This is a genomic window from Methylocystis sp. (assembly GCF_051061285.1).
Lineage (GTDB): Bacteria > Pseudomonadota > Alphaproteobacteria > Rhizobiales > Beijerinckiaceae > Methylocystis.
This window is the reverse complement of sequence record NZ_JBPFEA010000048.1, coordinates 145,252-166,124: the sequence shown is the minus strand read 5'-3', so window position 1 is coordinate 166,124 and position 20,873 is coordinate 145,252. Positions and strand designations below refer to the sequence as shown.

Sequence of the window (20,873 nt, the reverse complement as noted above, 5' to 3'; positions counted from 1 at the left end):
ACGCGCTCCGTGCGTCAGGAGTGCAATTCGCCGACGTGCTTTTGCGAGTAAAGCTGGACGCCGAGCTGCTTGATCAACTCGAGCTGCGTCTCGAGGAAATCGATGTGCTTTTCCTCGCTCTTCACCACGCCTTCGAAAAGCTGCTCGGAAACGCGATCGTTGATCGAGAGGCAATAGGCCGCGGCTTCGAGATACAGGTCGCGGGCGCCGAGTTCGGTCTCGAGGTCCGCCTTGATGATCTCCTCGACGGATTGGCCGATGCGCAGCGGATCGAGCACCTGCATATTCGGGAAGCCTTCGAGGAAGAGGATACGCTCGGCGAAATGATCCGCGTGATGCATCTCCTCAATCGACTCTTCGCGCCATTTCTTGGCGAGTTCGAGGAAACCCCAATTGTGGAAAATGCGGAAATGCAGCCAGTACTGATTGACCGCGGTCAATTCTGCGCGCAACCCGCGATTGAGATAATCGATGACCTTCGCGTCACCGCGCATGTCCGCATCCTTTCCATGAAAATAGACTTAGGCCGCCAGTTCGTCGGCGCGACAGCCTTCACAATCGCCGCTCCCCGGGCACTCATCCAATCCTCTGGCGGCGTGCTGGTCGACGATGGCGACAATGCTGCGCACGCAGCGCCCGCATTTCGCCTCGCAGCCCATATGCCGGAACACAGCTGAAACCGAAGGCCGGTCACCGCGTGGCCCAAGCGTATCGCGCACATCGCGGTCCGACAGGACGTTGCACGAACAGACGATCATTACTTAGCCCAGTTTGGAAAGGTTGCAAACTACTTTCTGGAAAGGCTGCAAAATTCCCTTCTTTGGAAAGATTGCAAACTACCTTTCGTATCAGTAGGTTACAACATCTCCTGTCGTTTGCCAACTCTCGCGTGTCGCCTTTCGGACAGACCCGCGCTGATGAACTTTGATTGGCAAGGACCATGCCGGTTTATCAAATACATTTTGGACGAATCGGTCTCCCGGCAAGTGTCAAAAAATGAGCCGCGACGCCCTGAGCCAGCTGAGCCGCAGGGCCGCGATCAATCCCCGGCAGCGCGGAAGCCTCTGGCGCGAATGGGCTCGAAGCGAGAACGAAAAGAAGCGCGGCGAGGGCCGGCTCGATTGGCGCCGATAGGGTTTTGACGGCCGCCGATCTCATGGAGCATCCTCATTTTGGAGCATCCTCATTTTGAGCTGAAGCTTCCGTTCACCAGAGGGTTATGAATGTCCAAACTCCTGGGGGCGCTCGATCAGGGCACGACGAGCACCCGCTTCGTCTTGATGGACAAGAGCGGCGGGATCGTCGCTACGTCGCAGCGCGAGCACCGGCAAATCTATCCCCGCCCCGGCTGGGTCGAACATGACGCCGCCGAAATTTGGCGCAATGCGCAGGCGGTGATCGAGGCGGCGCTGGCCGAGGCCAAGGTCTCGGCCAGCGACCTCTCGGCCGTCGGCGTCACCAATCAGCGCGAGACGACGGTCTTGTGGGATGCGGCGACCGGCGCGCCGCTTCATCACGCGATCGTCTGGATGGATACGCGCACGCAAGCCGCCGTCGACCGGATCGCGGCGCAAGGTTTGGGCGATCTCGTCCGCGCAACGACGGGACTGCCGCTCGCGACCTATTTTTCCGCGCTCAAGCTCGGCTGGCTCTTTGACGAAATCCCCGGCGCGCGCGAAAGAGCCACGCAGGGCGCGGCGCTTTTCGGCACGATCGATTCCTGGATCATTTGGAATCTGACCGGCGGCGCCAGCGGCGGCCGTCATCTCATCGACGCGACCAACGCCTCGCGCACGCAGCTGATGACTCTCGAAACCCTGCAATGGGATCAAGAACTGCTGCGCATCTTCAACATTCCCGCCGCCTGCCTGCCGAAAATATGTTCGTCGAGCGAAGTCTATGGGGAGTGCGTCGGCGCGCTCACCGGCGTTCCGCTTGCTGGCGCGCTCGGCGACCAGCACGCCGCGCTGCTCGGGCAAGCCTGCGTCAATGTTGGCGACGCCAAGAACACCTATGGCACCGGCTGTTTTCTGCTGATGAACGTCGGCGAGACGCCGCGCATCTCGACCAAGGGCCTGCTGACGACGCTCGCCTATCAGCTTGGCGACGCCAAACCCTGTTACGCGCTGGAAGGCTCGATCGCGATCGCCGGCGCTCTGGTGCAGTGGCTACGCGACAATCTCGGGATCATCAAAGAGAGCCGCGAGATCGAGACGCTGGCGAGAAGCGTGCCGGACAATGGCGACGTCTATTTCGTGCCGGCGTTCTCCGGGCTTTTTGCGCCGCGATGGCGGGGCGACGCCCGCGGGATCATCGCCGGGCTGACGCGATTCTCCAACAAGGGCCATATCGCGCGCGCGGCGCTCGAAGCCGCGGCGTTTCAGACCCGGGAGGTGCTGGCGGCGATGATCGCCGACGCGGGCGTCGAGATCAGCGCGCTCAAGGTCGACGGCGGCATGGCGGGGAGCGATTTGTTGATGCAGTTTCAGGCCGACCTCATCGACGCGCCGGTCGTCCGCCCCAGCCAGCTGGAGTTGACGGCGGTCGGCGCCGCCTATGCGGCGGGCCTCGCCGTCGGTGTATACAAAAGCCTGGATGACATCGCCGCGCACACGCGACAATCACGTCGCTTTACGCCCCATATGACGCCGCAGGAGCGGGCGCGCCTGATCGCATCCTGGGAAAAGGCCGTCGAGCGCTCGCTCGGCTGGGCGATCTGACATATCCAAGCCTTGCCTGTCCGAGCCTTGCCCGCGCTATTCGAAATCGACGCTCAAACCGTGCTTTTCGAGCTGTTTTTCGACCGCGTCGAGGATTTTCTGCAGCTCCTCGATGCCGATCAGCGTTTCATCGTCGGGCGCGTCCCAATGTTCGAGGTCGTCGAGACGCACGATGAAATCGGCGTCTTCTTCTGATTCGCCATCCGGCGGCGCGGCGGGAATGGTGAGCGTTTTCCCCGCGCGGCGCACGCGAATCGCGCCCTCCGTCACCTCGACCTGATAGCCGCCTGCGCGTCGCGCCATCGCTCCCTCCAGCCCCGCAGCTCTCATGCGTCGAGAAGTCCGGCGTGAGCGGCGGCCTTGCGCATGAGGGTGGGCAATCCTTCTTTACCCAGATTGGCGCGCGCCGCCCAGCGGCAATCCGAGGGCGCCGCTTTGCCGCGCGTATGCGCGACGAACACCGTCGCCTCCAGCGCGAAATGCGTGAAGATATGCGTCACCGGCTCTTCGAGCGCGCGCCACCGCGCTGGCGCGGGCGCGAAACGCGAGAATTCCGCGATGGCGATATCCTGCGTCAAAGGCGTCGAAGGGAAGGCGTTCATGCCGCCGAAGAGCCCCCGCGGCGGCCGGCGCAGGAGCAACGCCTCGTCGCCGCGGCGCAGGATAAAGATCGCGCCGCGGCGCTTGGGCTTCGGCCGCTTGACCTCCCGCGCCGGGTAGTCGCTTTGCGCGCCCAAACGCCTCGCGGCGCAATCGGGCGACAGCGGACAGGCGGGACAGTCCGGCGTTCGCGGCGCGCAAACAAGCGCGCCAAGCTCCATCAGCGCCTGGACGGAATCTCCCGGGCGCGCGGGACTCATGAGTATGGCCGCCTTCTCGCGGATCAGCGGCGCGATCTTGCGCGGCGGCGTCTCGATCGCGTAAAGACGCGCGATCACGCGCTCGACATTGCCGTCGACGGCGACGCAGGGCAGATCGAAAGCAATCGCCGCGATCGCCGCCGCCGTATAGGGACCGACTCCGGGAAGCCGGCGCAGCGCCGCTTCCTCGCGCGGAAAGCGCCCCTGATAGGCTTCCACAACCGCACGGGCGCAGGCGTGCAGATTGCGCGCCCGGGCGTAATAGCCGAGCCCCGCCCATTGCGCGAGAACGTCGTCGAGCGGCGCGCGCGCCAGATCGTCGATCGCCGGCCAGCGCGCCAGAAACGCCGCATAGCGCTCCTTCACCGTCGCGACGGTCGTCTGCTGCAACATGATTTCGGAAAGCCAGACTCGATAGGGGTCCGGCGCTTCGCCGGGCAGTTCGCGCCAGGGCAGTTCGCGCCGATGGGCGTCGTACCAGGCGAGCAGCGCCGCGCCCGGTTTGGTCGATCTCGCGCGAGGCTTTATCATGAGAGCGATTGATAGAGGGCGAAGCCTCGCCCCGGCAAGGAGGGCGGCGTCGCCGCAAGTCCAATGAGCGTCCCCATGCGCGCCAAAGGCTTCAAAGCGCGCTCGCTCGCGGATTACGTTGCGCGCGAACTCGACCCGCTCATCGCCGCGCGCGGCTTCGGCGAAGCCTCGCTGCTGTTGTGCTGGCGCGAAATCGTCGGGGCGCGAATCGCGCGAATCTGCGCGCCCGCCTCGCTGCAGTGGCCGCCGCAGCGGCGGGCCAAGCCGGCCGACCCTTCGCCGGGCAAGCGCCGCGAAAAGACGCCGCGAGACCCCGCCACCCTCGTGCTGCGGGTGGACCCGGGCTTCGGGCTTGAGGCGCAGCATCTCGCCCCGACCATTATCGATCGGGTCAATGCGCATCTCGGCTGGCGCTGCGTCGCGCGGATCGCGCTGCGACAGGAAGCCATAACCCCCGCAACCGCGTCCCGGCCGAGCCTTGGCAGGGCGCCAAAGCCCGACGCGGCGGCGCGCGCGCGCGCCATCGAGGCGGCCGAGGGCGTCGCCGAGGAAGGCCTGCGCGACGCGCTCATCCGGCTCGGCGAACGCGCGCTCGCCGGCCCAGGCGGCGCGGCTGGCGACGCTTGACGGCGCCCCGAGGCGCCCCTGCGAAGGCTTGCAATCGCGAACGCTTGCTTTTAGGTTCGCGCCGCTAAACGCCGCCATAGCTCAGTTGGTTAGAGCACCAGATTGTGGATCTGGGGGTCCCCCGTTCGAGCCGGGGTGGCGGTACCATGAAAATAAAATAGTTAAGTGAAATCAACTCTGATAGCAGCTCAACCGAGCTACCAAATAGCTACTGTCCTGTGGCTTGTGGCGAGGAACCTTAATTGATCTCGTCCTGTCAAGCCCCACTTCTTTCTTCCTACGACAAGGCGATGGAGCGTTTGTGCGCTTGGCTCAGTTCGACCGCGCCAAAGAGCTAGATTTTGAATGCGAAGTTGATGATTTCTGTAATCCTCTCCGCGGTGCATTGTTAGAAATTTAAAGGCCCATTTCTGAGTGTCTGTCAGCGGCCCTGCGGCGCGAAATTTTTAGGGCTGCTTGGATTCCGAGTAGGTACGTGTTCGAAATTCGATACACTTTCTTCGACAAACGCAGCCCGCCCTGCAACATTAGGAAGCCGGGATGGTTCGATGCCCAAGAGCGATTGGTACGATATAAAATTCTTAGAAAGCGCGGCGAACGCCCGCGAAGTCATCCGCCGTTCAAACGGGCGTAACCCTAGCGCTACAGTTGCACGCGATGTTTCAGTATGCATTCAGCAAGGGAGATTGTTTTTTGAGGCTGCTGCTGATGCGCCAATCCAGATCAAGCCTTTGCTCTTATATTATGGGGTTGTGGCGTTTGCTCAGGCCGTCGTGACCGCAACAAAATGTGCCTCCTTATGCACGTTGACACGTAGTCATGGCCTATCGGATGTCACTCCCGGAGGAGCGAAGTTAGAAAATCTTGAGCTGTGTTTTCAGGGTGCAGGTACATTCTGCGAATTCAATGACACTATCGCGCCGCTCGGACGCATTTGGTATTTCGACAATATGATGCCGCGATGGTTCGAAAAGGCTTTCGACCTCTCAAAAAGGCTTTGCGCCCAAAAAGTCACGATCAAAGAAGTGCTCGCGAGGATGCCGGGCCTGTCAGATATGTATCAGCAGACGTTCGGTTCATCGGCCGCTAACTTATCTATCCAACTGCACTTCGACGACCCCCTCGAACGGTGCACACTGCGCATCGATGATCCCTATCTTTATACAGATCGCGATAGCCTAATCACTGCCATACAAAATTGGCGATCAGCCTACCCTTTTCTGAACCAATGGCGTTTCGTCGAAGCGTCACACGCATGGGGCTCCTCGATTCTGATTTTTGACAATGCAAAAAAAGATTTAGATGATCTCTCCCACGCGAGTTTAGTCCATGGCGACGACAACAGGATTGAGGCTGCAGATGGCCTGGTAGGTGGCTCGAATAGGTTTGTTGCAGTCTCTGATATTCTCCCTCCACTGTCGGGAGGGTATGTTAGAGCCGGCGCCACTCACGTTATGCTACCATTGACAGGTGCCATGCTACCTGAATACTCGCTGCAATTTTTGGGAAGCTTCCTCTTAAGTTCACTTGTTCGCTATCGTCCCCAAATTTGGCAACAAGTGATTTCACGATCTATCACTGAGCATGGCACGGCCGACGACCGTGCATTGTCGCTCATCGAAGCCTTCCTCGACGACACTTTAATTAGCTTTCCCCGAATGGTGGTGCGCGTTATCGACTTGCACCGAACTGCGTAAGAGCTTGTGTCGTGCCCTCAAGCACCCCCTTTGCGGAATGAATTCAAATCAATCGGGTCAAAGCTGCTGGCCGTGTGAACTTTGAAATTTTCTCGGGGCGGTCTGGCAATCGGTAAGGGACGGCCAGCAATCTAGAAAGCCGCGCCCAACCTTCAGCGCTTGGGATTGCGTCGGTCCCGCGACTATGCGCCGCCTATTCACCACACTGCCGTTAATGTTCCTCCAGTGTCCAAGTAATATACATTAAACCCCATATAATTGAAAACGGTTGGCATGAGTATTTTCATTTCGGATGATGCTTGTTTCACCATCTGAAGCTCTGACCATTTTCCTCTGCGCCGCGCACGATTTTTACGCCTTTCGTGTAAATACTTTGACCAGAAGATCATGTCCACGGCGGAGGAATCCACCCAATCGACGGCTCTTGTATACCCAGCAACCCATTTTAGTCCTGTGGTTGGAGGCTCAGATAGCCAAAAAGCGGCATTTTGCGCGGTGCCGATGAGACAGCTCCCAAAATACAAGCCTCCAATCGATCCGCGAGCATTTGCATTGCGGAACATGTTCCTTAGTCGCGCTCGCGAAATTGTCGCCTGGCCAAGGCCGCCTATCGAATTGCCATCCCCATGCGCGCCTATGTATATCGAATGGAGGTGTGAGTTGCGGGCAACATCATTGATGAGTTCAGAGAGAGAAGCCTCCTCAATGAACATGTCATAGCGAACTGAGTGCGGATTGCCCTCGACAATCCCGGCAAGCGTCTCAAAAAGAGGTCGAACCGAGTCGTTGCCTTCTTGCCACCATCTCGATTCAATCACGGACAAGCCGGTATGAGGCATTCGGCGCTCCAAACCGCACGAACAATTTGGACGTTAGTGGGCTGCAGTTTAGCTATCGTCAAGGGGAGGCATTGCGTATCTCCAAGACGGTGGCTCGCCAACTCGACTGGCGGCGTCCATTGAGCGGACCATCGAAGGCCTCTGCTCGAATCCGGCTGTCATTCCCGGCAGGCCGAAGGCCTGACCGGGAATCCAGAGCAACTTTCATGATGTTTGTCGTGACCCCTGGATTCCCGATCGCGCTTCGCGCGTCGGGAATGACATCCAGGTGTTTCCGACTACAGCAGAGCGCCTTCCGAGATCGCCCGAAGGCCAAAGCCCAGGGCGATGATTCCCCATCCTTTGAACAGCAAATCGATGCCAAGGAAGGTTCCGATCGCCCAAAGCCCGGTGAACGGCCAGCCGGTCACCAACAGCGCGCCCAGCAGCAGCGCGACGCCGCCCTGCAGGAGATACATCCACAGACCGTCGATCTGGGAGGTCAGCGCAAAACCGATGACGAGTATGCCTTCGGCAATGAAATAGAAGGCGATGAGAAGCGTGATCGCTTCGGCGCTGATCGCCGGGCGCGTCAGCAGCATGATTCCGACGATCGCCAGAAGAACCGCCCAGATGACGTGGACGAAGAAGTCTGTCCACAGGCCCGCGGCCGAAAAGGCGAAGATGAGAACCGACACCGCGCTGACGATGAGCAGCGCGCCAAGAAAGCCGACCGCGATGAACGTCGCCATCCTGGCTCGGATGATCGCGAGGATTCCCAGCGCCCCGATCAATATTCCCAAGGCGATGACCCAGCCCCAGTGAACGGCGAGGACATCGGGGGCGCCTGAAACGAAAGAGTCAAACTGTCGCTGCATCTAAGGCTTCCATGGTGAGATGAGGAAAGCGGAATCTTTGCCGATTAGACGCAAATAGCAAGCCGATAATTGTAACGGAAAGATTTGACGGATGGCGGCGTTCGGGTTCGCGCCGAATCAGGAATGGCGCGGACTTTGGCCGCCCTCGTCTCGGTCGCCGTCCGCCCTCGGCCCGCTCTGAGCCGCGCTTCAGCGCCGTTCGCTATCGAGATGCGCCATTTGCGCCTTCGCGTAGCGCTCTCCGGAGACGGAAGACGCGAGATTCTCCAGGGCGGAAAGCTCCTCGCGATCGAGCGTCAACGCGAGCGCGCCGAGCGATTCGCCGAGCCTGTCACGCCGCCGCGCGCCAATGAGCGGCACGATGTCGTCGCCACGCGACAGCACCCAGGCGATGGCGACCTGCGCGACGGTTGCGCCTCTGGCGTCGGCGATGCGCTTGATTTCATCGACGAGCGCCAAATTCTTTTCCAGGTTTTCGCCCTGGAAGCGCGGAATGCTCGCGCGAAAATCTCCTCTTCCTGCTTGCGCGCCGGCTTGCCAGTGGCCGCTGATCAGCCCGCGCGACAAGACGCCATAGGCGGTGAGGCCGATCCCGAGCGCGCGGCACGTCGGAAGGATCGAGTCTTCGATCCCGCGCGAGACCAGCGAATATTCGATCTGCAGATCGACGATCGGATGCACGGCGGCCGCGCGGCGGATCGTCTCCGGCCCGACTTCCGAGAGTCCGATAAACCGCACATGGCCCGCCTTGACCATGTCGGCGATCGCGCCGACCGTCTCCTCGATCGGCACGTTTGGATCGAGTCGCGCCGGACGATAGATGTCGAGATGATCGACCCCAAGTCGCTTCAGACTGTAAGCGAGCGCCGTCTTCACGGCGGACGGCCGCCCATCAAAGCCAATCCAGTTTCCGTCCGGATCGCGCTGCGCGCCAAATTTGACGCTGAGAATCGCCGCATCGCGCGGGCGGCTGCGCAAAGCCTCCGCGATCAGCATTTCATTATCGCCCATGCCGTAGAAATCGCCGGTGTCGAGCAAGGTGACGCCAGCGTCCAAAGCGGCGTGAATGGTGGCGACGCCTTCCGCGTGATCCGACGCGCCGTAGAAGGCCGACATGCCCATGCAGCCAAGGCCGATAGCTGATACGACGGGGCCGTTCGCGCCAAGCTGGCGAGCAATCATCGAGGACTCTCAAGATCTGCCCTCCGGCCTGCGGCTAGAGGGATCGCGAAGCGCAATTATATTCCACCGGACGGCGTTGCGCGCCAGCCCGCATGAGCTGTCGCTGAGGCGCCAATGAGAGCAAGAGAGACGTGCCGCGCCATTTCGACCCCGCTCTGATCAACGACCCTTTCGACGATCCGGGTCTTTACGTCGATCTCGTTTTCGAAAAGCGGGCGCTGCTGTTCGATCTTGGCGATCTTGGACGGCTTTCGCCCCGTAAGATGCTGCGAATCAGCGATGTCTTCGTCACGCATCTGCATATGGATCACTTCGCGGGCTTCGATCAGCTGCTGCGGCGTCTGCTCGGACGGGAAATGACGCTCGGCGTTTACGGACCGCCGGGCGTCATCGATGCGGTGGAGCATAAGCTCAAAGCCTATTCCTGGAACCTCATCGGCGGCTATGAGGGCAATCTGACATTCCGGGTGACCGAAATGGACGACTCCGGGCGCGCTGCTTCCGCTTCATTTTCAGGTCGAACGCAATTTGCGCGTCGCGACGAAGAGAAGCGCCAATCGAGCGAGGGGCTGCTGCTGAAAGAGTCCGGAATACAGGTTCGCGCCACGACGCTCGATCATGGCCTTCCGGTGCTGGCGTTCGCGCTCGAGGAGCGCGCGCATATCAACATTTGGCGTAACAAGCTGGACGCATTGGGGCTCGCCGTGGGCCCATGGCTGCGGGCGTTCAAAGAGGCGACGCTTGGCGGCGCCGATGACGCGGACCTCATCAAGGTCGCCTGGGCTGACGCGAAAGACAAGAAACCCGACGCCCTGCCCTTCGGAATGCTCAAGAAGGAGATCATGAAGATCTCCTCGGGCCGCAAGATCGCCTATGTCGTCGATTGCGCCTATACCGAATGCAACATCGAACGAATCGTAAAGCTCGCTGAAGGCGCGGACACGCTCTTTATCGAAGGAGGATTTGCGGAGCGCGACTCGGCCGCCGCGTCCAAGCGGCGACATCTGACGGCGCGTCAGGCAGGAACGATCGCGCGCCGCGCCGGCGTGAACCGGCTCGTGACCTTCCATTACTCGCCTCGCTACAAGGGCGAGGGCGCGGAGCTTGCGCGGGAAGCTCAAGACGCGTTTCTTAGAGCAGGTTCCGAAAAAGTTGACAGACTTTTTCGATGAGAACCTGCCCTAACGTTTTTATTTTGAGCGATTCCTTATCGATCACATGATTCCATGTGATCGGGAAGCGCTTAGCGCTGAATGTTCGGGAGCGGGAAGCGGTCCATGAAGCTTATTCGAGCGTCGGCTTTTTTCCTTTTTGCAGCGCTATCGTTTTCAATCGCCGCCGTTGGCGCCGAGAGGAGCCGTTCCGTCATTCCGCTGACCTTGAACGAAGATCAATACGCCGGCGGGCGCATCTACCTGCCGGTCCGCATCGGCAACGTCTTGGGGACCATGCGCCTTGACACTGGCGCCTCGAGCACGCGCCTCAGGCTGGCGCCCTGGAACGAGGACCTGCCGGTTCTGGGCGCAAGTCTCTCCACCGGGGCGTCCGGCGCGACAATGCGCTGTGACGATGTCGAAGCGCAAAATGTCGAACTCGTCGCCGATCAAGGAAACAACGTCGCGCGAGCGAAATATCAACTCACGCGATGTCCGCCTGGCGATGCTGACGATCTTTTGGGGCTGGATTTTTTCAAAGGCGCGCGATTCAGCCTCGATATCGATCGCCGCGAACTCACCTTTTTCGGTGACGCGACGGCGAGCGGTCGCCCTAAGCCGTTTCGGCGGCTGGGACCCGATGGGCGTCTTGTCGGCATCGACCTGCGCTTGGGCAAGACGGCGGCGGTCGGCCTGTTCGACTCGGGCGCGGAAGTCTCGGCCGTCGATCAGCAGTTCATACGCAAGCACAAGCGGCTGTTCACGGCCGTGAAGGCCAAAACCCGGGCAAGCGGCGTCGGCGGAAAACGCATTTCCTTGAAGGTCTACAAGATCAAGTCGCTTGACCTCGGCGAAGGCGGCGTCCTGCGCAACCTCTATGCGATCTCCTATGACTTCGGGGCCTTGCGCGCCGCGCTTGGCCGCGACGTTTCTTTCCTGATCGGCTACAATCTCATCCGGAGATTTGCCTGGGACTTTGATTTTCGCGCGCCGGAGTCGCCGACCTGGGACGCAAAGCTGAAATAGACGCGCGCGCGGCGCCGCGCGAGCGCAGCGCAGCCGATATTGCGGCGCGTCGCAGCGGCGAGCGCGTCTAGAAGTTCACTTTCGACGCAAGATAGAATGTGCGGCCAGGAGAGGGATATCCGTCAGCGAGCACATAATAGTCATCGAATGCGTTGCGCACGCCGGCGGAGAATTTGATGTTGTCGCCCGGCGTATAATCGGCGTTGAAGTTCGTCAGACAATAAGCGCCGGTCCGATAATACCAGTTGCCATTTGTAATGGTCGTCCACCGCGCGCCGGCGACTTCCAGGCTTGGCGTCAGGGTCAGCTGGGGAATGGGGCGGTAACCGGCGTAAAGGAACATCTTAAAGTCGGGCACCCCCGTCGGCTGAAAATTGAGGATCGACGGCGAATAGACGCGGCGCCGAATGAAGGTGACATTGCCGCCGAGCGAAAAATCCTCACGCACGAAATAATCGGCCGAGATTTCCGCGCCATAGAATCTGCCGCTGCCGACATTCTGCGACTGCGTAACATTGGCGCCGAATTGCGGCGCCGGCACGCTTTGGATGAGTTTGTCGACGAGGCTGTAGAAGACGTCGATCGACACCCGGCTGCCGGGCGCAAAGAGGCTTGACCAGCCGAGATCAAAATTGGTGGCGCGCTCCGGCTTGAGCGCCGGATTGGACGTCGCGCCGCCAAAGCGCGTGCTGAAACGCTCGAACAGCGTCGGATAGCGGGTTCGGCTCGAACCGTTGAAGTAGACGCGGTCCGTATCATTGTAGCGCCAGATGGCCGCGCCCTGATAGTTCGGCGCCTGCACGTCAGTGGGCTGATAATTGATGACGCCCTGCGGAACGGCGAAGCCTTGCGCCTGGCGCAGATGGCGCCAATCGTAGCTGAAGCCTCCAACAATATCGATGTCCGGTCGCGGATGGAACGTATTTTCGACGGCCGCCGAATAAGTGTCCTCTATGTCCCCAATGATCGGCTGAGTGTAGCACGGCACGCCGGCCACGCAGCCCGTGCGCGTTCCACGAATATTCTGTCCGAAATTCTCCTGCCACTCGGAATGATTATCCATACGATAGAAGAACAGCGCTTTCAGCGTGTCGATGTCGCCGATCTGCGTGCCGGCCTCGACCTCTGCGCCGAGCGCATAATCAGCGTATGCGCTATTAAAGGATTTCGGCAGAGACTGATTGATGAAGGAAGGATCATCATAGCTGACGAGCGAATTATCGTATTTGCTCCAATAGCCGCGTGTCTTGACATAGGCGGCGTCATTGAGCTGAGTTCTCGACAGAAAATAGAGGTTCTGAAGGCGCCAATAGGGCCATCGCCAGAATTTTTGACTGCCCGATCCGGTCAGCGGATCGGTCGTATGGAGCGGCGATCCCTTTTGACCCTCCTGACGGGTGAAGCTCAACGAATATTCGTCGGTGGCGTTGGGCGTCACCGCCACACGCGCGTTGACGTTATAGTCTTGCGTAGCGGATTGGCCGCGCATGCCTGGCCCCTGAGCGAGCGTCGAGCGATAGCTCGCCGGTAGCATCCAGCCGTCGTAGTTCTGGAAAGTGCCGCTGAGCTGCGCGTACCAAAGATCGTGTTTCGTGCCTGCGAAGCCGTAGGTCATCGGTCCCAGGAATGTGCCGTCGCGACCAAACTCGAATCGCGTGCGCCATTCGGCTTCGATCTCGCGAGTCGGCCTGCGCGTCACCAGATTGATCTGGCCGCCCATGCCGCCCGGACCATCAAGCACCGAGACATAGCCCTTGGCGATCTGCACTTCGGCGATGTCGGCGGTCAGGAAACGCGCGAAATCGAGTCTGTTGTCGACCGGCAGATAAACGCGAACCCCGTCGACGGTGAGCGGAACCTGCCAGCGATCGAAACCGCGCACGTAAATGTTTGGCTCGTTGCGGGCGCCGCCGCCGCCAGCGCCGGAGGCGATCTGACTGTCAACGCCGGGTGCGATATTGACGGCGCTGTCGAGCGTCGGCCGCGCGAAGGTCTCCATCTGTCGGTTGGTGATCGTATAGCCGCCGAAGGCGTCGGTATGCTGCTGGGGCGTGGGGCCATTGTCGATTTTTTCCGAAGGAGACCATGTGGGAGGCGGCGCGCCCGCTCCGGCGCCAACGCCACCCGCGCCTGCGGGCGCGGCGACCTTGGTCGGAAGCCCCAGGCGGCGTTCGCCGACCTTGATTTGTCCGAGTTCGAAAGCCTTCGGCGAGCGCACCTCGATCGGCGGCAGCGGCGTCTGCGCGCTGACGGGCGCTGATAGCGCGAGAAGAACGCCGCCTGAAATCGCCGTCGTCGTCAGCAGTCTGGTCATCATTGCCCCCGTGAACGTCAGAGAGAATTGAGGAAAGCGAGCAGCGCGTCGCGCTGGGGTTCGGGTAGATTGCGGAAGGCGTCGGCGGATGATTGCGCTTCGCCGCCGTGCCAGAGGATCGCCTCTGTGAGCGTGCGCGCCCTGCCGTCGTGCAGAAAATCGGCGCCGTCTCCGCCTTTGCCGGCGAGGCCCAGTCCCCAGAGCGGCGGCGTGCGCCAGTCCCTTGGACCAGCCTCGAAGTCGTCGCGCCCGTCGGCGAGCCCGTCGCCCATGTCGTGCAGCAGAAGGTCGGTGTAGGGATGAATCTCGACGCCGTTGAGCGCGGGCTGCAGCGAGAAGTCCGCAACATGCAGCGCATCGCGATGGCAGTTCGAACAGCCGATCTCATGGAACAGACCTTCGCCGTCCTTGACGCGCGGGTCTTCAAGATTGCGCCTGACCGGCGGCGCAAGCGCGCGGATGTAGGTAACGACTGCGTCGAGTTGAGCGTCGGTCAATTCCGCGTTCAGTCCGCCGCGACGGCATTCGCTTTGAGACGGAGGGCAGTTCTCGACAGGAAACAGCGACGAGGTGACGCCGATGTCTTCGACGAAGGCGTTGGCGATCTGCTGCTTGAGATTGGGCTGATTGGCTTTGAGTCCGAAGCGGCCGAGCGTTCTCTGGCCGGTCTCAACGTTGAAGACGAAATTCGGTCTGCCCGCGCCGGCGAGAATTTCGCTCTCCGTGACCGCCTCGAGCAGACCCAGTCCGAAAACCGGCGGCGCATTGCGCAGCGACGTCTTCGTCTCGGGCCCGAGCGGACCGTAAGCAAGATTGCGGAAGGAGAGCGTCGGCCGACGAAGCCTTACTGTCGCGCCATCAGAGAGCGCCACATCGAATTCGGCGTATTCGACGACGGCTTGGCCTTCGCCAGCGACGCCGGGAACGCCTTCGGGATTGAGCTGAGCGCCGTATTCAGGATGAACGCGCGGTCCGCCATGCGCGTCCTTTCCCTCGACGCTCAGCCTTGCCGCCATCGTGCGCGCGACGCCGTTTTCGCGGTCAGGCGCGGCGCCGCGACCATTCTTGACGTGGCAGGCGATGCAGGAAAGTCGATTATAGAGCGGACCTAGACCGATAAAGTCGGGATGGTCCTGCGAAGGCCCGATGACCCAGGCTTGGCGGAAAATGCCGCTCCCCTTGCGAAAGCTCGCGGCATGTTCGGCGTCCAGTCCTTCAATCGACTGGGTAAAGGCTTCGCTCGCAGGGCCGTTCGTCTCGTATCGCGCGGCGCCCGCGAGCAGCACTGCGCATAGAAGGACGCCGAAGCGTTTCATGGCGCCGGCTCCAAACTTTTGAGGAGCTCACGCGCCTGTCGTCGCGCCGCGCCGATCTCCTCGCGCCATTGTGCGATTTGCTGCGGATCGATGGCGTCGCGACGTGGGAAGCGCTCAAGGAAGGCGGTTGCGCCCGCGTCGCTTTCGGAAACCGGAATGAAGCCGGCGAGTCGCTTCGCTTCGCCGAGCGCCGCCGTGGCTTTCGCATTGCCGGCGAATTTTTTCTCGGCGTCGTGAATCTTGCGCCATAGTTCGGCGCTCTCGGCATGGTCTTCGACGATCGCGAGATCGAAGAGCAGTGCGATCAGCGGCGGCCGGCGGCGGCCGATCTCAGAATCATAGTCGAGGAGCGTTGACGCCGGCAGCGCAAAGGGATTCGCAAAGCCCTGCGACGCGCTCGGATAGGCGTCGGGTCGCGCTGGATGCCGGCGGCTGTCCCGCTCCATCATCAGTCGCTGGCCGTCCGTCGACAGCAGGAAGTCGATGAAGGCCTGCGCGCCGGCGACATGCTTGGAGGCGGCGGTCATCGCGACATGGGCGGGCAGGAACGCCGTACGCTCGGGATAGATCATCTCGACCGCCGCGCCATTGGCTTTGGCGATCTCGGCGAAAAAATCGATCGTCAGCGCGAGCGCCGCTTTGCCTTCCCGCACAGAGGCCGTCGGCGCGAATCCGGAATCGAGCAGCGTCGCCTCGCCGGCCATCTCGCTGAGGAGACGCCAACCAGCGTCCCAACCTTCGCTTTGCAAGAGGATGTCATAGAGCGCAGGCGAGAAGCCGACCTTTGAAGCAATCGGCATGGCGAGCCGGCGCGCATATTCGGGCGACGCGAGGTCGCGCCAGCGTCGCGGCGCAGAAAGGCTGGCCGCCGCCAGCGCGCTTGAGTTCGCGACGATCCCATAGCCGGCGACGTCATAGGCTTCGTAGAAGCCAGCGGGATCGGACAATTGCTGCTGGCCGAGCCGGCCGGGAAGCGCAGCGCGGTCGACCGTTATCTTGCGAAAGGCGCCCCGGTCGCGAAGACGCGCGAAATTCGCCGGCGCCGGAGCCCAATAGACGTCCGCGCCGCCCTGTTCGGGCTTGGCGAGTTCGGCAAGCGCGTCGCGGGACTGCTTCCAGATGAATCGAACGTGACTTTGCGGGTGGCTGCGCTCGAACTCCCGCTCGTAACGGGTCGTCAGTTCTTCGGGAAAGCTTGTGACGACGACGATCGCCTCATTGTCCGACGCGCTGGACTGCGCAGCGCCAAGAATGCTGAAAAGGCTTGCGAATGCAGCGACGGCGACAGCGCGGATCATGTGATCGAGAACCGTTATGTAGTTAGCTTACATATTGATTGACTACAAACGAGCGGTATAAAAGTCAACATCCGAACTTTAAGCAGCGTATGATCAGTATATGTGCAAACTCCATAGGCCAATCGGTAATTGATATATTATCTGACAACATATCGCTTCTTGATAAAATAGTGATGTTTTTCAATATGATAAACTGAGCCAGCCCAGCGCTGCGCGCGTGTTGGCGGCTTTTTTCCGTTTTTGTCGATTTCAATACAAGATGCGCGAAACGAGGATTCTCCCGTCGCCCGGCCGCCACCGGATTCCCTGCAAAACAAGGCGTGCGACTTGGCGCGTGATTTGCTGAAAAAGCGCCGGAGGGCGCCCCATGCCAGGCTTTTCAGCACAAGAATTCCTCTCCGACTGCAGTGAGCATTTCGTCATCATCCTCGGCACCAACGAGATCGCCTCCGCGGTCGCGGCGCGATTGACATGGGAGCGGCGCCGCGTGGTTCTCAGCCATGACGCACACCCGCCGGTCATCCGCCGGGGAATGGCCTTTCACGACGCGCTTTATGGAGATCGCGCCGAAGTCGACGGCGTCGTCGCCGACCTGACGCAAACGACGCTGGATGTGGTCGACGTCTTGTCCCGGCCGGGACGCGTCGCCGTTTCGCCTCTGCCCTTGACGGACCTCATCACTCTGCGCGCCCCCGACGTTCTGATCGACGCCCGCATGCAAAAGCACCGCGTCACGCCGGATCTGCGCGGGATCGCAGGACTCGTGATCGGGATGGGTCCAAACTTCACGGCGGGCTGGAACTGCGACGTGGCGATCGAGACTCATCCGGCGCATACGGGCGAATTGCTCGAAAACGGCGCCACGCTGCCTTCAGACGGCGTCGCTCGCATTCTCGGCGGCGTCGGCAAGGAGCGCTTCATCTATGCGGCGCGCGACGGCGTCTGGCGGACGCCGCTCGACATAGGGGCTCGGGTTTTCAGGGATTATCTGCTCGGTCGACTCGACGGCCTTCCCATCCAGGCGCCGATGGACGGCTTCCTGCGCGGGATCGCGCGCGACGGGGCGCATGCGGCGCTGGGCGTCAAGCTCGTGGAAATCGATCCGCGCGGACGCGCCTCGAACTGGACCGGAACCGACGAACGCGGCCGCGCCATTGCCGAGGCGGTGGTCAGGGCGATCGCCTCCGCGCCGGCGCGGGGACGGAGCCCGCTCAGCGCTAAGGTAACGCTTCACTGACCCAAACATCCTGAGCTGCAGTTGCTTCCGGCCGTCTTGCCCTGTATCGGGGCGATGAGGCGGGGCGCTGACATGGCCGAAGGCAAGATCGATGCTTCACTGGCGCTGCGGAGCGAGGGCCGACTCCTTGTCGGCCGCGACCGCGTTAAGCTGTTAGAGGCCGTCGCGGCCCACGGCAGCATCACCAAGGCCGCCAAGGCCGTCGGCTTCAGCTACAAGGCCGCATGGGACGCGGTGAACGCGATCAACAATCTTTTGCCGACGCCCGCCTTCATCACCAAGGCTGGAGGTCGCAGCGGCGGCGGCGCCGAGGTGACCGAGGAGGGACGCCGGCTGATCGCCACCTTCCACCGTCTCGAAGAGAAACTTGCGCGCATCTCCGAGACGATCGCCGAAGAGGGTCTCGCGGGAGCCGAGGATTTTCTGCTGTGGACCACGGGCATGACAATTTCCGCGCGCAATGTTTTTCGCGCTGAAGTGACTCAGGTCAAGAAGTGGCCGGTCGACGTCGAAGTGACGCTGCGCGTGTCGGAAAAGGATACGATCCTGGCGATCGTCACCAATGAATCAGCCGAGCGACTGGGCCTTTCTCGCGGCCGCAAGGCGCTGGCGCTGATCAAGGCGTCCTTCGTCAATCTGGCGCCCGCCGGCGACGCGACGCCGATGCAGCGCAATTGCTTCCGCGGCGTGGTCACGCAGCGGGTCGACGCCGAACGCAATAGCGAAATCCTGCTCGACGTCGGATTCGGCAAGACCATGACCGCGGTGACGCCGCGCCACCATGTTGAAGACATGGGACTGAAGGAAGGCGACGCCGCCCTGGCCACCTTCGATGCTGCGGACGTCATTTTGGCGGTGGAATAGCCGGTCGGCGACGGCGCGAACTCCGACTGGATGCCGGCTCAATTCCGCAATAGTCTCGCTGCGGCGCTTTTCGCAGAAGGCGTGGACTCGAAGGAGCATCCTATGAAGCCAGTTTATTTTGTTGCCGCGGCCGCATTGTCTTTTTACGCGACGAACGGGCTCGCCGATACGAAGAAGCCGACGTCCAAATGGACATGCGAGGATTTCCTAGCGGTCGACGACCAATTTCAGCCGAAGGTGATCTACTGGTCCTCTGCGCAGAGCAAGAAAGGCAAGCCGCTCGCAACGGACGTCGATATCGAAGGCACGGAAAAGGTCATTCCCATGGTCATCGACGATTGCAAGAAGGCGCCGCAAGAGTCCTTCTGGAGCAAACTCAAGGGCGCTTGGAAAAAGGTCGAGACCGACGCAAAGTCGCTTGGCAAAAAGTTGTGACCCCCTTGCTGGCCAAATGGAAGGCTGAACAATGCTTGAAACGATCGCGGTCATCCTCGTCATTCTGTGGCTGCTCGGCCTGGTCTCCTCCTATACGCTCGGCGGTTTCATCCACATCCTGCTTGTCATCGCTGTCATTGTGATCATTCTGCGCGTCATTCAGGGCCGCAGCCTTCTTTAGCGAACGCCGCGCGAGGAACGCTCACGTTTGGCCGACGACCAAGGCGGGGAAGCGAGCGCAACGCTGTTCGCTGGTTTTCCCTCGCGCATACTCCATTTCGACTCGAAGCGCGCGAAGCGCGTCTCGAGTTCCCATTGCCGTCTGGCTTTTTCGGAACCGGCCAAGAAACGACGACACTCGGCGGAAGGCGAAGTCCCGCCAAGCTGAGCGTTGAGGCAAGCCGAAACGGGGCGCGCGGCCGCAGGATCGCGCCACAGGCTCTCGCCGGGAAGAAAGGCGTACGTCAGGCTGTTTCGAGAGAGCTGTTTCAAGTCGCGGTAGGAAAGCTGGTAGACGCGCGCGGCGCGCTGATATTCGTGCGTGAGATCGATTCGCGATACGCCCTCGTCGTCGGTCGACAACGCCGTCGGCACGCCCGCGTTGCGATAGAGCGGGAATGGATGGTCCGCGCCTTCGACGCCGAGAATTTGCGCATTGGACGTGAGATTGATCTCGACCATTATTCCATCGCGCGCCATTCGCGCCATCAGCCCTTTGGCGTCGCGCTCGAAACCGATGTCGACGCCATGGCCGATGCGCCTTGCGCCGGCGACCTCGACCGCCTCGCGGACATGGAAGGTCAGGTCCTTGGGAGGAACGAGCCCCAATGTCAGCTCCCCGGCATGGAGACTGATCCGCGCCTTCGGGTGTCGGCGCCCGATGTCGCCGACGATCCGCATCTGTTCGCTATAATTTCCCAGCGTGATTTCATCGTCCTCCGCCGCGACGAGGTTCAATCCGACAACCGGCCCGTCGCGTGAGGCGAGACGAGCGGCAAGCGTCGTCTGCGCGAACAATTTCGCGTGGTCGACATTGCGATAGACCTGGGCGAGAAACCGTACCGTGACGTCGCATCCGGGCCGACGATGAACCGCGTCACTGCAGGCGAGCCGCCGGTCCTTGTCTGTGACGACGGCGACGACGCTCTCCGCCGCGCGCTGGACGAGGTCGCCGAGACCTTTGCCGTCGAGCGCCGCAAGCATTGCGTCGGGATCGTCCTTCCAGCCGATCTGCTCGCCAAGATCGCGCGCCTCGCCCATCAGCGGACCGATCATCAATTCGAGATACAAGACGTTCTGCGCGGCGGCGCGCTCGACGACCTCGGCGAGGGCGGCGCCGATATTGTTTCCCGTCACGTCTGAGAACCGAAAGAAGCTGTCGAAGAACTGATCATGACCGCTCACGCGCGCGGTGATGACGTCGCGCATCGACCAGGCGTTGATCGCGTCTCGATAGGCCTGCGTCGAGCGCAGCGCTTCCGCGAGAGTCGGCTTCGACACGGCGTCGCAAGGCGGCGGCAGCGCGGCCTTGCTCTTGACGTCGAAACACCACCCCTCGGCCCGCGCCCAAGCCAAAGCGCTCTCCGCATAGACCGCGCCCGCAAGGTGATTGTGCAAATCGGCGCCTTTCGGCATTTCGACAAGGAAGCTGCGTAGAGCGGCGCCATTGCCGCGCAGGCCTTCCAGCGCCGCAGACGTGTCGCGCACGGCGGCGGCGCTTAAAACATCGCGCGCATGGACTGCGCAGCCGCTCCATGCGACGGCCAGGGCCGCGCAGAACATCCGCAACGACGCCGAGCCCGGCAGGATTTCAGCAAGCGAACGACTGAGACGCGGGGTCATGAGCAGCTCCGAGACGCGATCGACTGCGGCTTCTTAGCGCACCGCAAAGGCCTTCCGGCGTTCGATGCCGCAAA

General features: G+C 61.4%; 21 protein-coding genes and 1 tRNA gene. 10 read left to right on the top strand and 12 right to left on the bottom strand.

The window, feature by feature from the left end; translation table 11 throughout:
- Positions 1 to 14 precede the first annotated feature (14 nt).
- Entirely contained in the window at positions 15 to 494 is a 480-nt protein-coding gene (gene bfr / locus ACR65T_RS17290; RefSeq protein ID WP_123174254.1) for a bacterioferritin, read from the bottom strand.
- 27 nt (positions 495 to 521) lie between these two features.
- Positions 522 to 758 carry a (2Fe-2S)-binding protein gene (locus tag ACR65T_RS17285; RefSeq protein WP_123174255.1) on the bottom strand — a complete coding sequence of 79 codons (237 nt, stop codon included), beginning with the start codon at positions 756 to 758 and terminating at the stop codon, positions 522 to 524.
- Between the two features lie 465 nt (positions 759 to 1,223).
- On the opposite strand from ACR65T_RS17285, the gene glpK reads away from it, so the two are divergent.
- A complete protein-coding gene (gene glpK / locus ACR65T_RS17280) occupies positions 1,224 to 2,720 on the top strand; it encodes a glycerol kinase GlpK (RefSeq protein ID WP_434497648.1) in 1,497 nt (498 codons plus the stop codon).
- A gap of 36 nt (positions 2,721 to 2,756) precedes the next feature.
- Here the strand turns inward: glpK and ACR65T_RS17275 are convergent, their stop codons facing one another.
- Positions 2,757 to 3,023 carry an Imm74 family immunity protein gene (locus ACR65T_RS17275; RefSeq protein ID WP_434497647.1) on the bottom strand — a complete coding sequence of 89 codons (267 nt, stop codon included), beginning with the start codon at positions 3,021 to 3,023 and terminating at the stop codon, positions 2,757 to 2,759.
- 23 nt (positions 3,024 to 3,046) lie between these two features.
- Positions 3,047 to 4,111, bottom strand: coding sequence for an A/G-specific adenine glycosylase (locus ACR65T_RS17270; RefSeq protein ID WP_434497646.1), 1,065 nt, complete (start codon positions 4,109 to 4,111; stop codon positions 3,047 to 3,049).
- A 75-nt stretch (positions 4,112 to 4,186) separates the two neighbouring features.
- On the opposite strand from ACR65T_RS17270, the gene ACR65T_RS17265 reads away from it, so the two are divergent.
- From ACR65T_RS17265 to ACR65T_RS17255, 3 genes are all read left to right on the top strand, one after another.
- On the top strand, positions 4,187 to 4,738 hold the full coding sequence (locus ACR65T_RS17265) for a DUF721 domain-containing protein (RefSeq protein ID WP_434497645.1): 552 nt from the start codon (positions 4,187 to 4,189) through the stop codon (positions 4,736 to 4,738).
- A 70-nt stretch (positions 4,739 to 4,808) separates the two neighbouring features.
- A tRNA-His gene (locus ACR65T_RS17260) sits at positions 4,809 to 4,885 on the top strand.
- Positions 4,886 to 5,286: 401 nt separating this feature from the next.
- Positions 5,287 to 6,435, top strand: coding sequence for a YaaC family protein (locus ACR65T_RS17255; protein ID WP_434497644.1), 1,149 nt, complete (start codon positions 5,287 to 5,289; stop codon positions 6,433 to 6,435).
- Between the two features lie 197 nt (positions 6,436 to 6,632).
- Here the strand turns inward: ACR65T_RS17255 and ACR65T_RS17250 are convergent, their stop codons facing one another.
- From ACR65T_RS17250 to ACR65T_RS17240, 3 genes are all read right to left on the bottom strand, one after another.
- Positions 6,633 to 7,274, bottom strand: coding sequence for a hypothetical protein (locus ACR65T_RS17250; RefSeq protein ID WP_434497643.1), 642 nt, complete (start codon positions 7,272 to 7,274; stop codon positions 6,633 to 6,635).
- A 278-nt stretch (positions 7,275 to 7,552) separates the two neighbouring features.
- Positions 7,553 to 8,131 (bottom strand): HdeD family acid-resistance protein, encoded by a 579-nt coding sequence (locus ACR65T_RS17245; protein WP_196393536.1) that lies wholly within the window; start codon positions 8,129 to 8,131, stop codon positions 7,553 to 7,555.
- A gap of 189 nt (positions 8,132 to 8,320) precedes the next feature.
- Positions 8,321 to 9,313: an aldo/keto reductase gene (locus tag ACR65T_RS17240; RefSeq protein ID WP_434497642.1), complete on the bottom strand. Its 993-nt coding sequence runs from the start codon at positions 9,311 to 9,313 to the stop codon at positions 8,321 to 8,323.
- A 131-nt stretch (positions 9,314 to 9,444) separates the two neighbouring features.
- On the opposite strand from ACR65T_RS17240, the gene ACR65T_RS17235 reads away from it, so the two are divergent.
- Complete coding sequence (locus tag ACR65T_RS17235) at positions 9,445 to 10,485, top strand: ribonuclease Z (RefSeq protein WP_434497641.1); 1,041 nt, start codon at positions 9,445 to 9,447, stop codon at positions 10,483 to 10,485.
- A gap of 105 nt (positions 10,486 to 10,590) precedes the next feature.
- Positions 10,591 to 11,493, top strand: a complete 903-nt coding sequence (locus ACR65T_RS17230; protein ID WP_434497640.1) for a hypothetical protein — start codon at positions 10,591 to 10,593, stop codon at positions 11,491 to 11,493.
- A gap of 67 nt (positions 11,494 to 11,560) precedes the next feature.
- Here the strand turns inward: ACR65T_RS17230 and ACR65T_RS17225 are convergent, their stop codons facing one another.
- From ACR65T_RS17225 to ACR65T_RS17210, 4 genes are all read right to left on the bottom strand, one after another.
- Positions 11,561 to 13,810 (bottom strand): TonB-dependent receptor plug domain-containing protein, encoded by a 2,250-nt coding sequence (locus tag ACR65T_RS17225; RefSeq protein ID WP_434497639.1) that lies wholly within the window; start codon positions 13,808 to 13,810, stop codon positions 11,561 to 11,563.
- A gap of 14 nt (positions 13,811 to 13,824) precedes the next feature.
- Positions 13,825 to 15,123 (bottom strand): di-heme oxidoredictase family protein, encoded by a 1,299-nt coding sequence (locus tag ACR65T_RS17220; protein WP_434497638.1) that lies wholly within the window; start codon positions 15,121 to 15,123, stop codon positions 13,825 to 13,827.
- A complete protein-coding gene (locus ACR65T_RS17215; RefSeq protein WP_434497637.1) occupies positions 15,120 to 16,421 on the bottom strand; it encodes an ABC transporter substrate-binding protein in 1,302 nt (433 codons plus the stop codon). The genes ACR65T_RS17220 and ACR65T_RS17215 overlap by 4 nt, the downstream gene beginning before the upstream one ends.
- Before the next feature lie 137 nt (positions 16,422 to 16,558).
- Positions 16,559 to 16,807, bottom strand: coding sequence for a hypothetical protein (locus ACR65T_RS17210; protein ID WP_434497636.1), 249 nt, complete (start codon positions 16,805 to 16,807; stop codon positions 16,559 to 16,561).
- Between ACR65T_RS17210 and ACR65T_RS17205 the strand changes: the two genes are divergently transcribed.
- From ACR65T_RS17205 to ACR65T_RS17190, 4 genes are all read left to right on the top strand, one after another.
- Positions 16,789 to 17,658 carry a xanthine dehydrogenase gene (locus ACR65T_RS17205; protein WP_434497635.1) on the top strand — a complete coding sequence of 290 codons (870 nt, stop codon included), beginning with the start codon at positions 16,789 to 16,791 and terminating at the stop codon, positions 17,656 to 17,658. The two genes, ACR65T_RS17210 and ACR65T_RS17205, sit on opposite strands and share 19 nt — an antisense overlap.
- Before the next feature lie 72 nt (positions 17,659 to 17,730).
- Positions 17,731 to 18,522, top strand: a complete 792-nt coding sequence (locus tag ACR65T_RS17200; RefSeq protein ID WP_434497634.1) for a TOBE domain-containing protein — start codon at positions 17,731 to 17,733, stop codon at positions 18,520 to 18,522.
- A 102-nt stretch (positions 18,523 to 18,624) separates the two neighbouring features.
- Positions 18,625 to 18,957, top strand: coding sequence for an acid-activated periplasmic chaperone HdeA (hdeA, locus tag ACR65T_RS17195; RefSeq protein ID WP_434497633.1), 333 nt, complete (start codon positions 18,625 to 18,627; stop codon positions 18,955 to 18,957).
- Positions 18,958 to 18,988: 31 nt separating this feature from the next.
- A complete protein-coding gene (locus ACR65T_RS17190; protein WP_434497632.1) occupies positions 18,989 to 19,138 on the top strand; it encodes a lmo0937 family membrane protein in 150 nt (49 codons plus the stop codon).
- On the opposite strand, the gene ACR65T_RS17185 is transcribed toward ACR65T_RS17190, so the two are convergent.
- Positions 19,135 to 20,799, bottom strand: a complete 1,665-nt coding sequence (locus ACR65T_RS17185) for an adenosine deaminase family protein (protein ID WP_434497631.1) — start codon at positions 20,797 to 20,799, stop codon at positions 19,135 to 19,137. The two genes, ACR65T_RS17190 and ACR65T_RS17185, sit on opposite strands and share 4 nt — an antisense overlap.
- Between the last annotated feature and the right edge of the window lie 74 nt (positions 20,800 to 20,873).

What these genes read in the sequence shown, in the direction of transcription:
- ACR65T_RS17285 (WP_123174255.1), bottom strand. Translation starts at nt 758, where the DNA reads ATGATCGTCTGTTCGTGCAACGTCCTGTCGGACCGCGATGTGCGCGAT.
- ACR65T_RS17250 (WP_434497643.1), bottom strand. Translation starts at nt 7,274, where the DNA reads ATGCCTCATACCGGCTTGTCCGTGATTGAATCGAGATGGTGGCAAGAA.
- ACR65T_RS17205 (WP_434497635.1), top strand. Translation starts at nt 16,789, where the DNA reads ATGCCAGGCTTTTCAGCACAAGAATTCCTCTCCGACTGCAGTGAGCAT.
- glpK (WP_434497648.1), top strand. Translation starts at nt 1,224, where the DNA reads ATGTCCAAACTCCTGGGGGCGCTCGATCAGGGCACGACGAGCACCCGC.
- ACR65T_RS17220 (WP_434497638.1), bottom strand. Translation starts at nt 15,123, where the DNA reads ATGAAACGCTTCGGCGTCCTTCTATGCGCAGTGCTGCTCGCGGGCGCC.
- ACR65T_RS17185 (WP_434497631.1), bottom strand. Translation starts at nt 20,799, where the DNA reads ATGACCCCGCGTCTCAGTCGTTCGCTTGCTGAAATCCTGCCGGGCTCG.
- ACR65T_RS17270 (WP_434497646.1), bottom strand. Translation starts at nt 4,111, where the DNA reads ATGATAAAGCCTCGCGCGAGATCGACCAAACCGGGCGCGGCGCTGCTC.
- ACR65T_RS17190 (WP_434497632.1), top strand. Translation starts at nt 18,989, where the DNA reads ATGCTTGAAACGATCGCGGTCATCCTCGTCATTCTGTGGCTGCTCGGC.
- ACR65T_RS17225 (WP_434497639.1), bottom strand. Translation starts at nt 13,810, where the DNA reads ATGATGACCAGACTGCTGACGACGACGGCGATTTCAGGCGGCGTTCTT.
- ACR65T_RS17255 (WP_434497644.1), top strand. Translation starts at nt 5,287, where the DNA reads ATGCCCAAGAGCGATTGGTACGATATAAAATTCTTAGAAAGCGCGGCG.
- ACR65T_RS17230 (WP_434497640.1), top strand. Translation starts at nt 10,591, where the DNA reads ATGAAGCTTATTCGAGCGTCGGCTTTTTTCCTTTTTGCAGCGCTATCG.
- ACR65T_RS17265 (WP_434497645.1), top strand. Translation starts at nt 4,187, where the DNA reads ATGCGCGCCAAAGGCTTCAAAGCGCGCTCGCTCGCGGATTACGTTGCG.
- hdeA (WP_434497633.1), top strand. Translation starts at nt 18,625, where the DNA reads ATGAAGCCAGTTTATTTTGTTGCCGCGGCCGCATTGTCTTTTTACGCG.
- ACR65T_RS17275 (WP_434497647.1), bottom strand. Translation starts at nt 3,023, where the DNA reads ATGGCGCGACGCGCAGGCGGCTATCAGGTCGAGGTGACGGAGGGCGCG.
- ACR65T_RS17200 (WP_434497634.1), top strand. Translation starts at nt 17,731, where the DNA reads ATGGCCGAAGGCAAGATCGATGCTTCACTGGCGCTGCGGAGCGAGGGC.
- ACR65T_RS17245 (WP_196393536.1), bottom strand. Translation starts at nt 8,131, where the DNA reads ATGCAGCGACAGTTTGACTCTTTCGTTTCAGGCGCCCCCGATGTCCTC.
- bfr (WP_123174254.1), bottom strand. Translation starts at nt 494, where the DNA reads ATGCGCGGTGACGCGAAGGTCATCGATTATCTCAATCGCGGGTTGCGC.
- ACR65T_RS17215 (WP_434497637.1), bottom strand. Translation starts at nt 16,421, where the DNA reads ATGATCCGCGCTGTCGCCGTCGCTGCATTCGCAAGCCTTTTCAGCATT.
- ACR65T_RS17240 (WP_434497642.1), bottom strand. Translation starts at nt 9,313, where the DNA reads ATGATTGCTCGCCAGCTTGGCGCGAACGGCCCCGTCGTATCAGCTATC.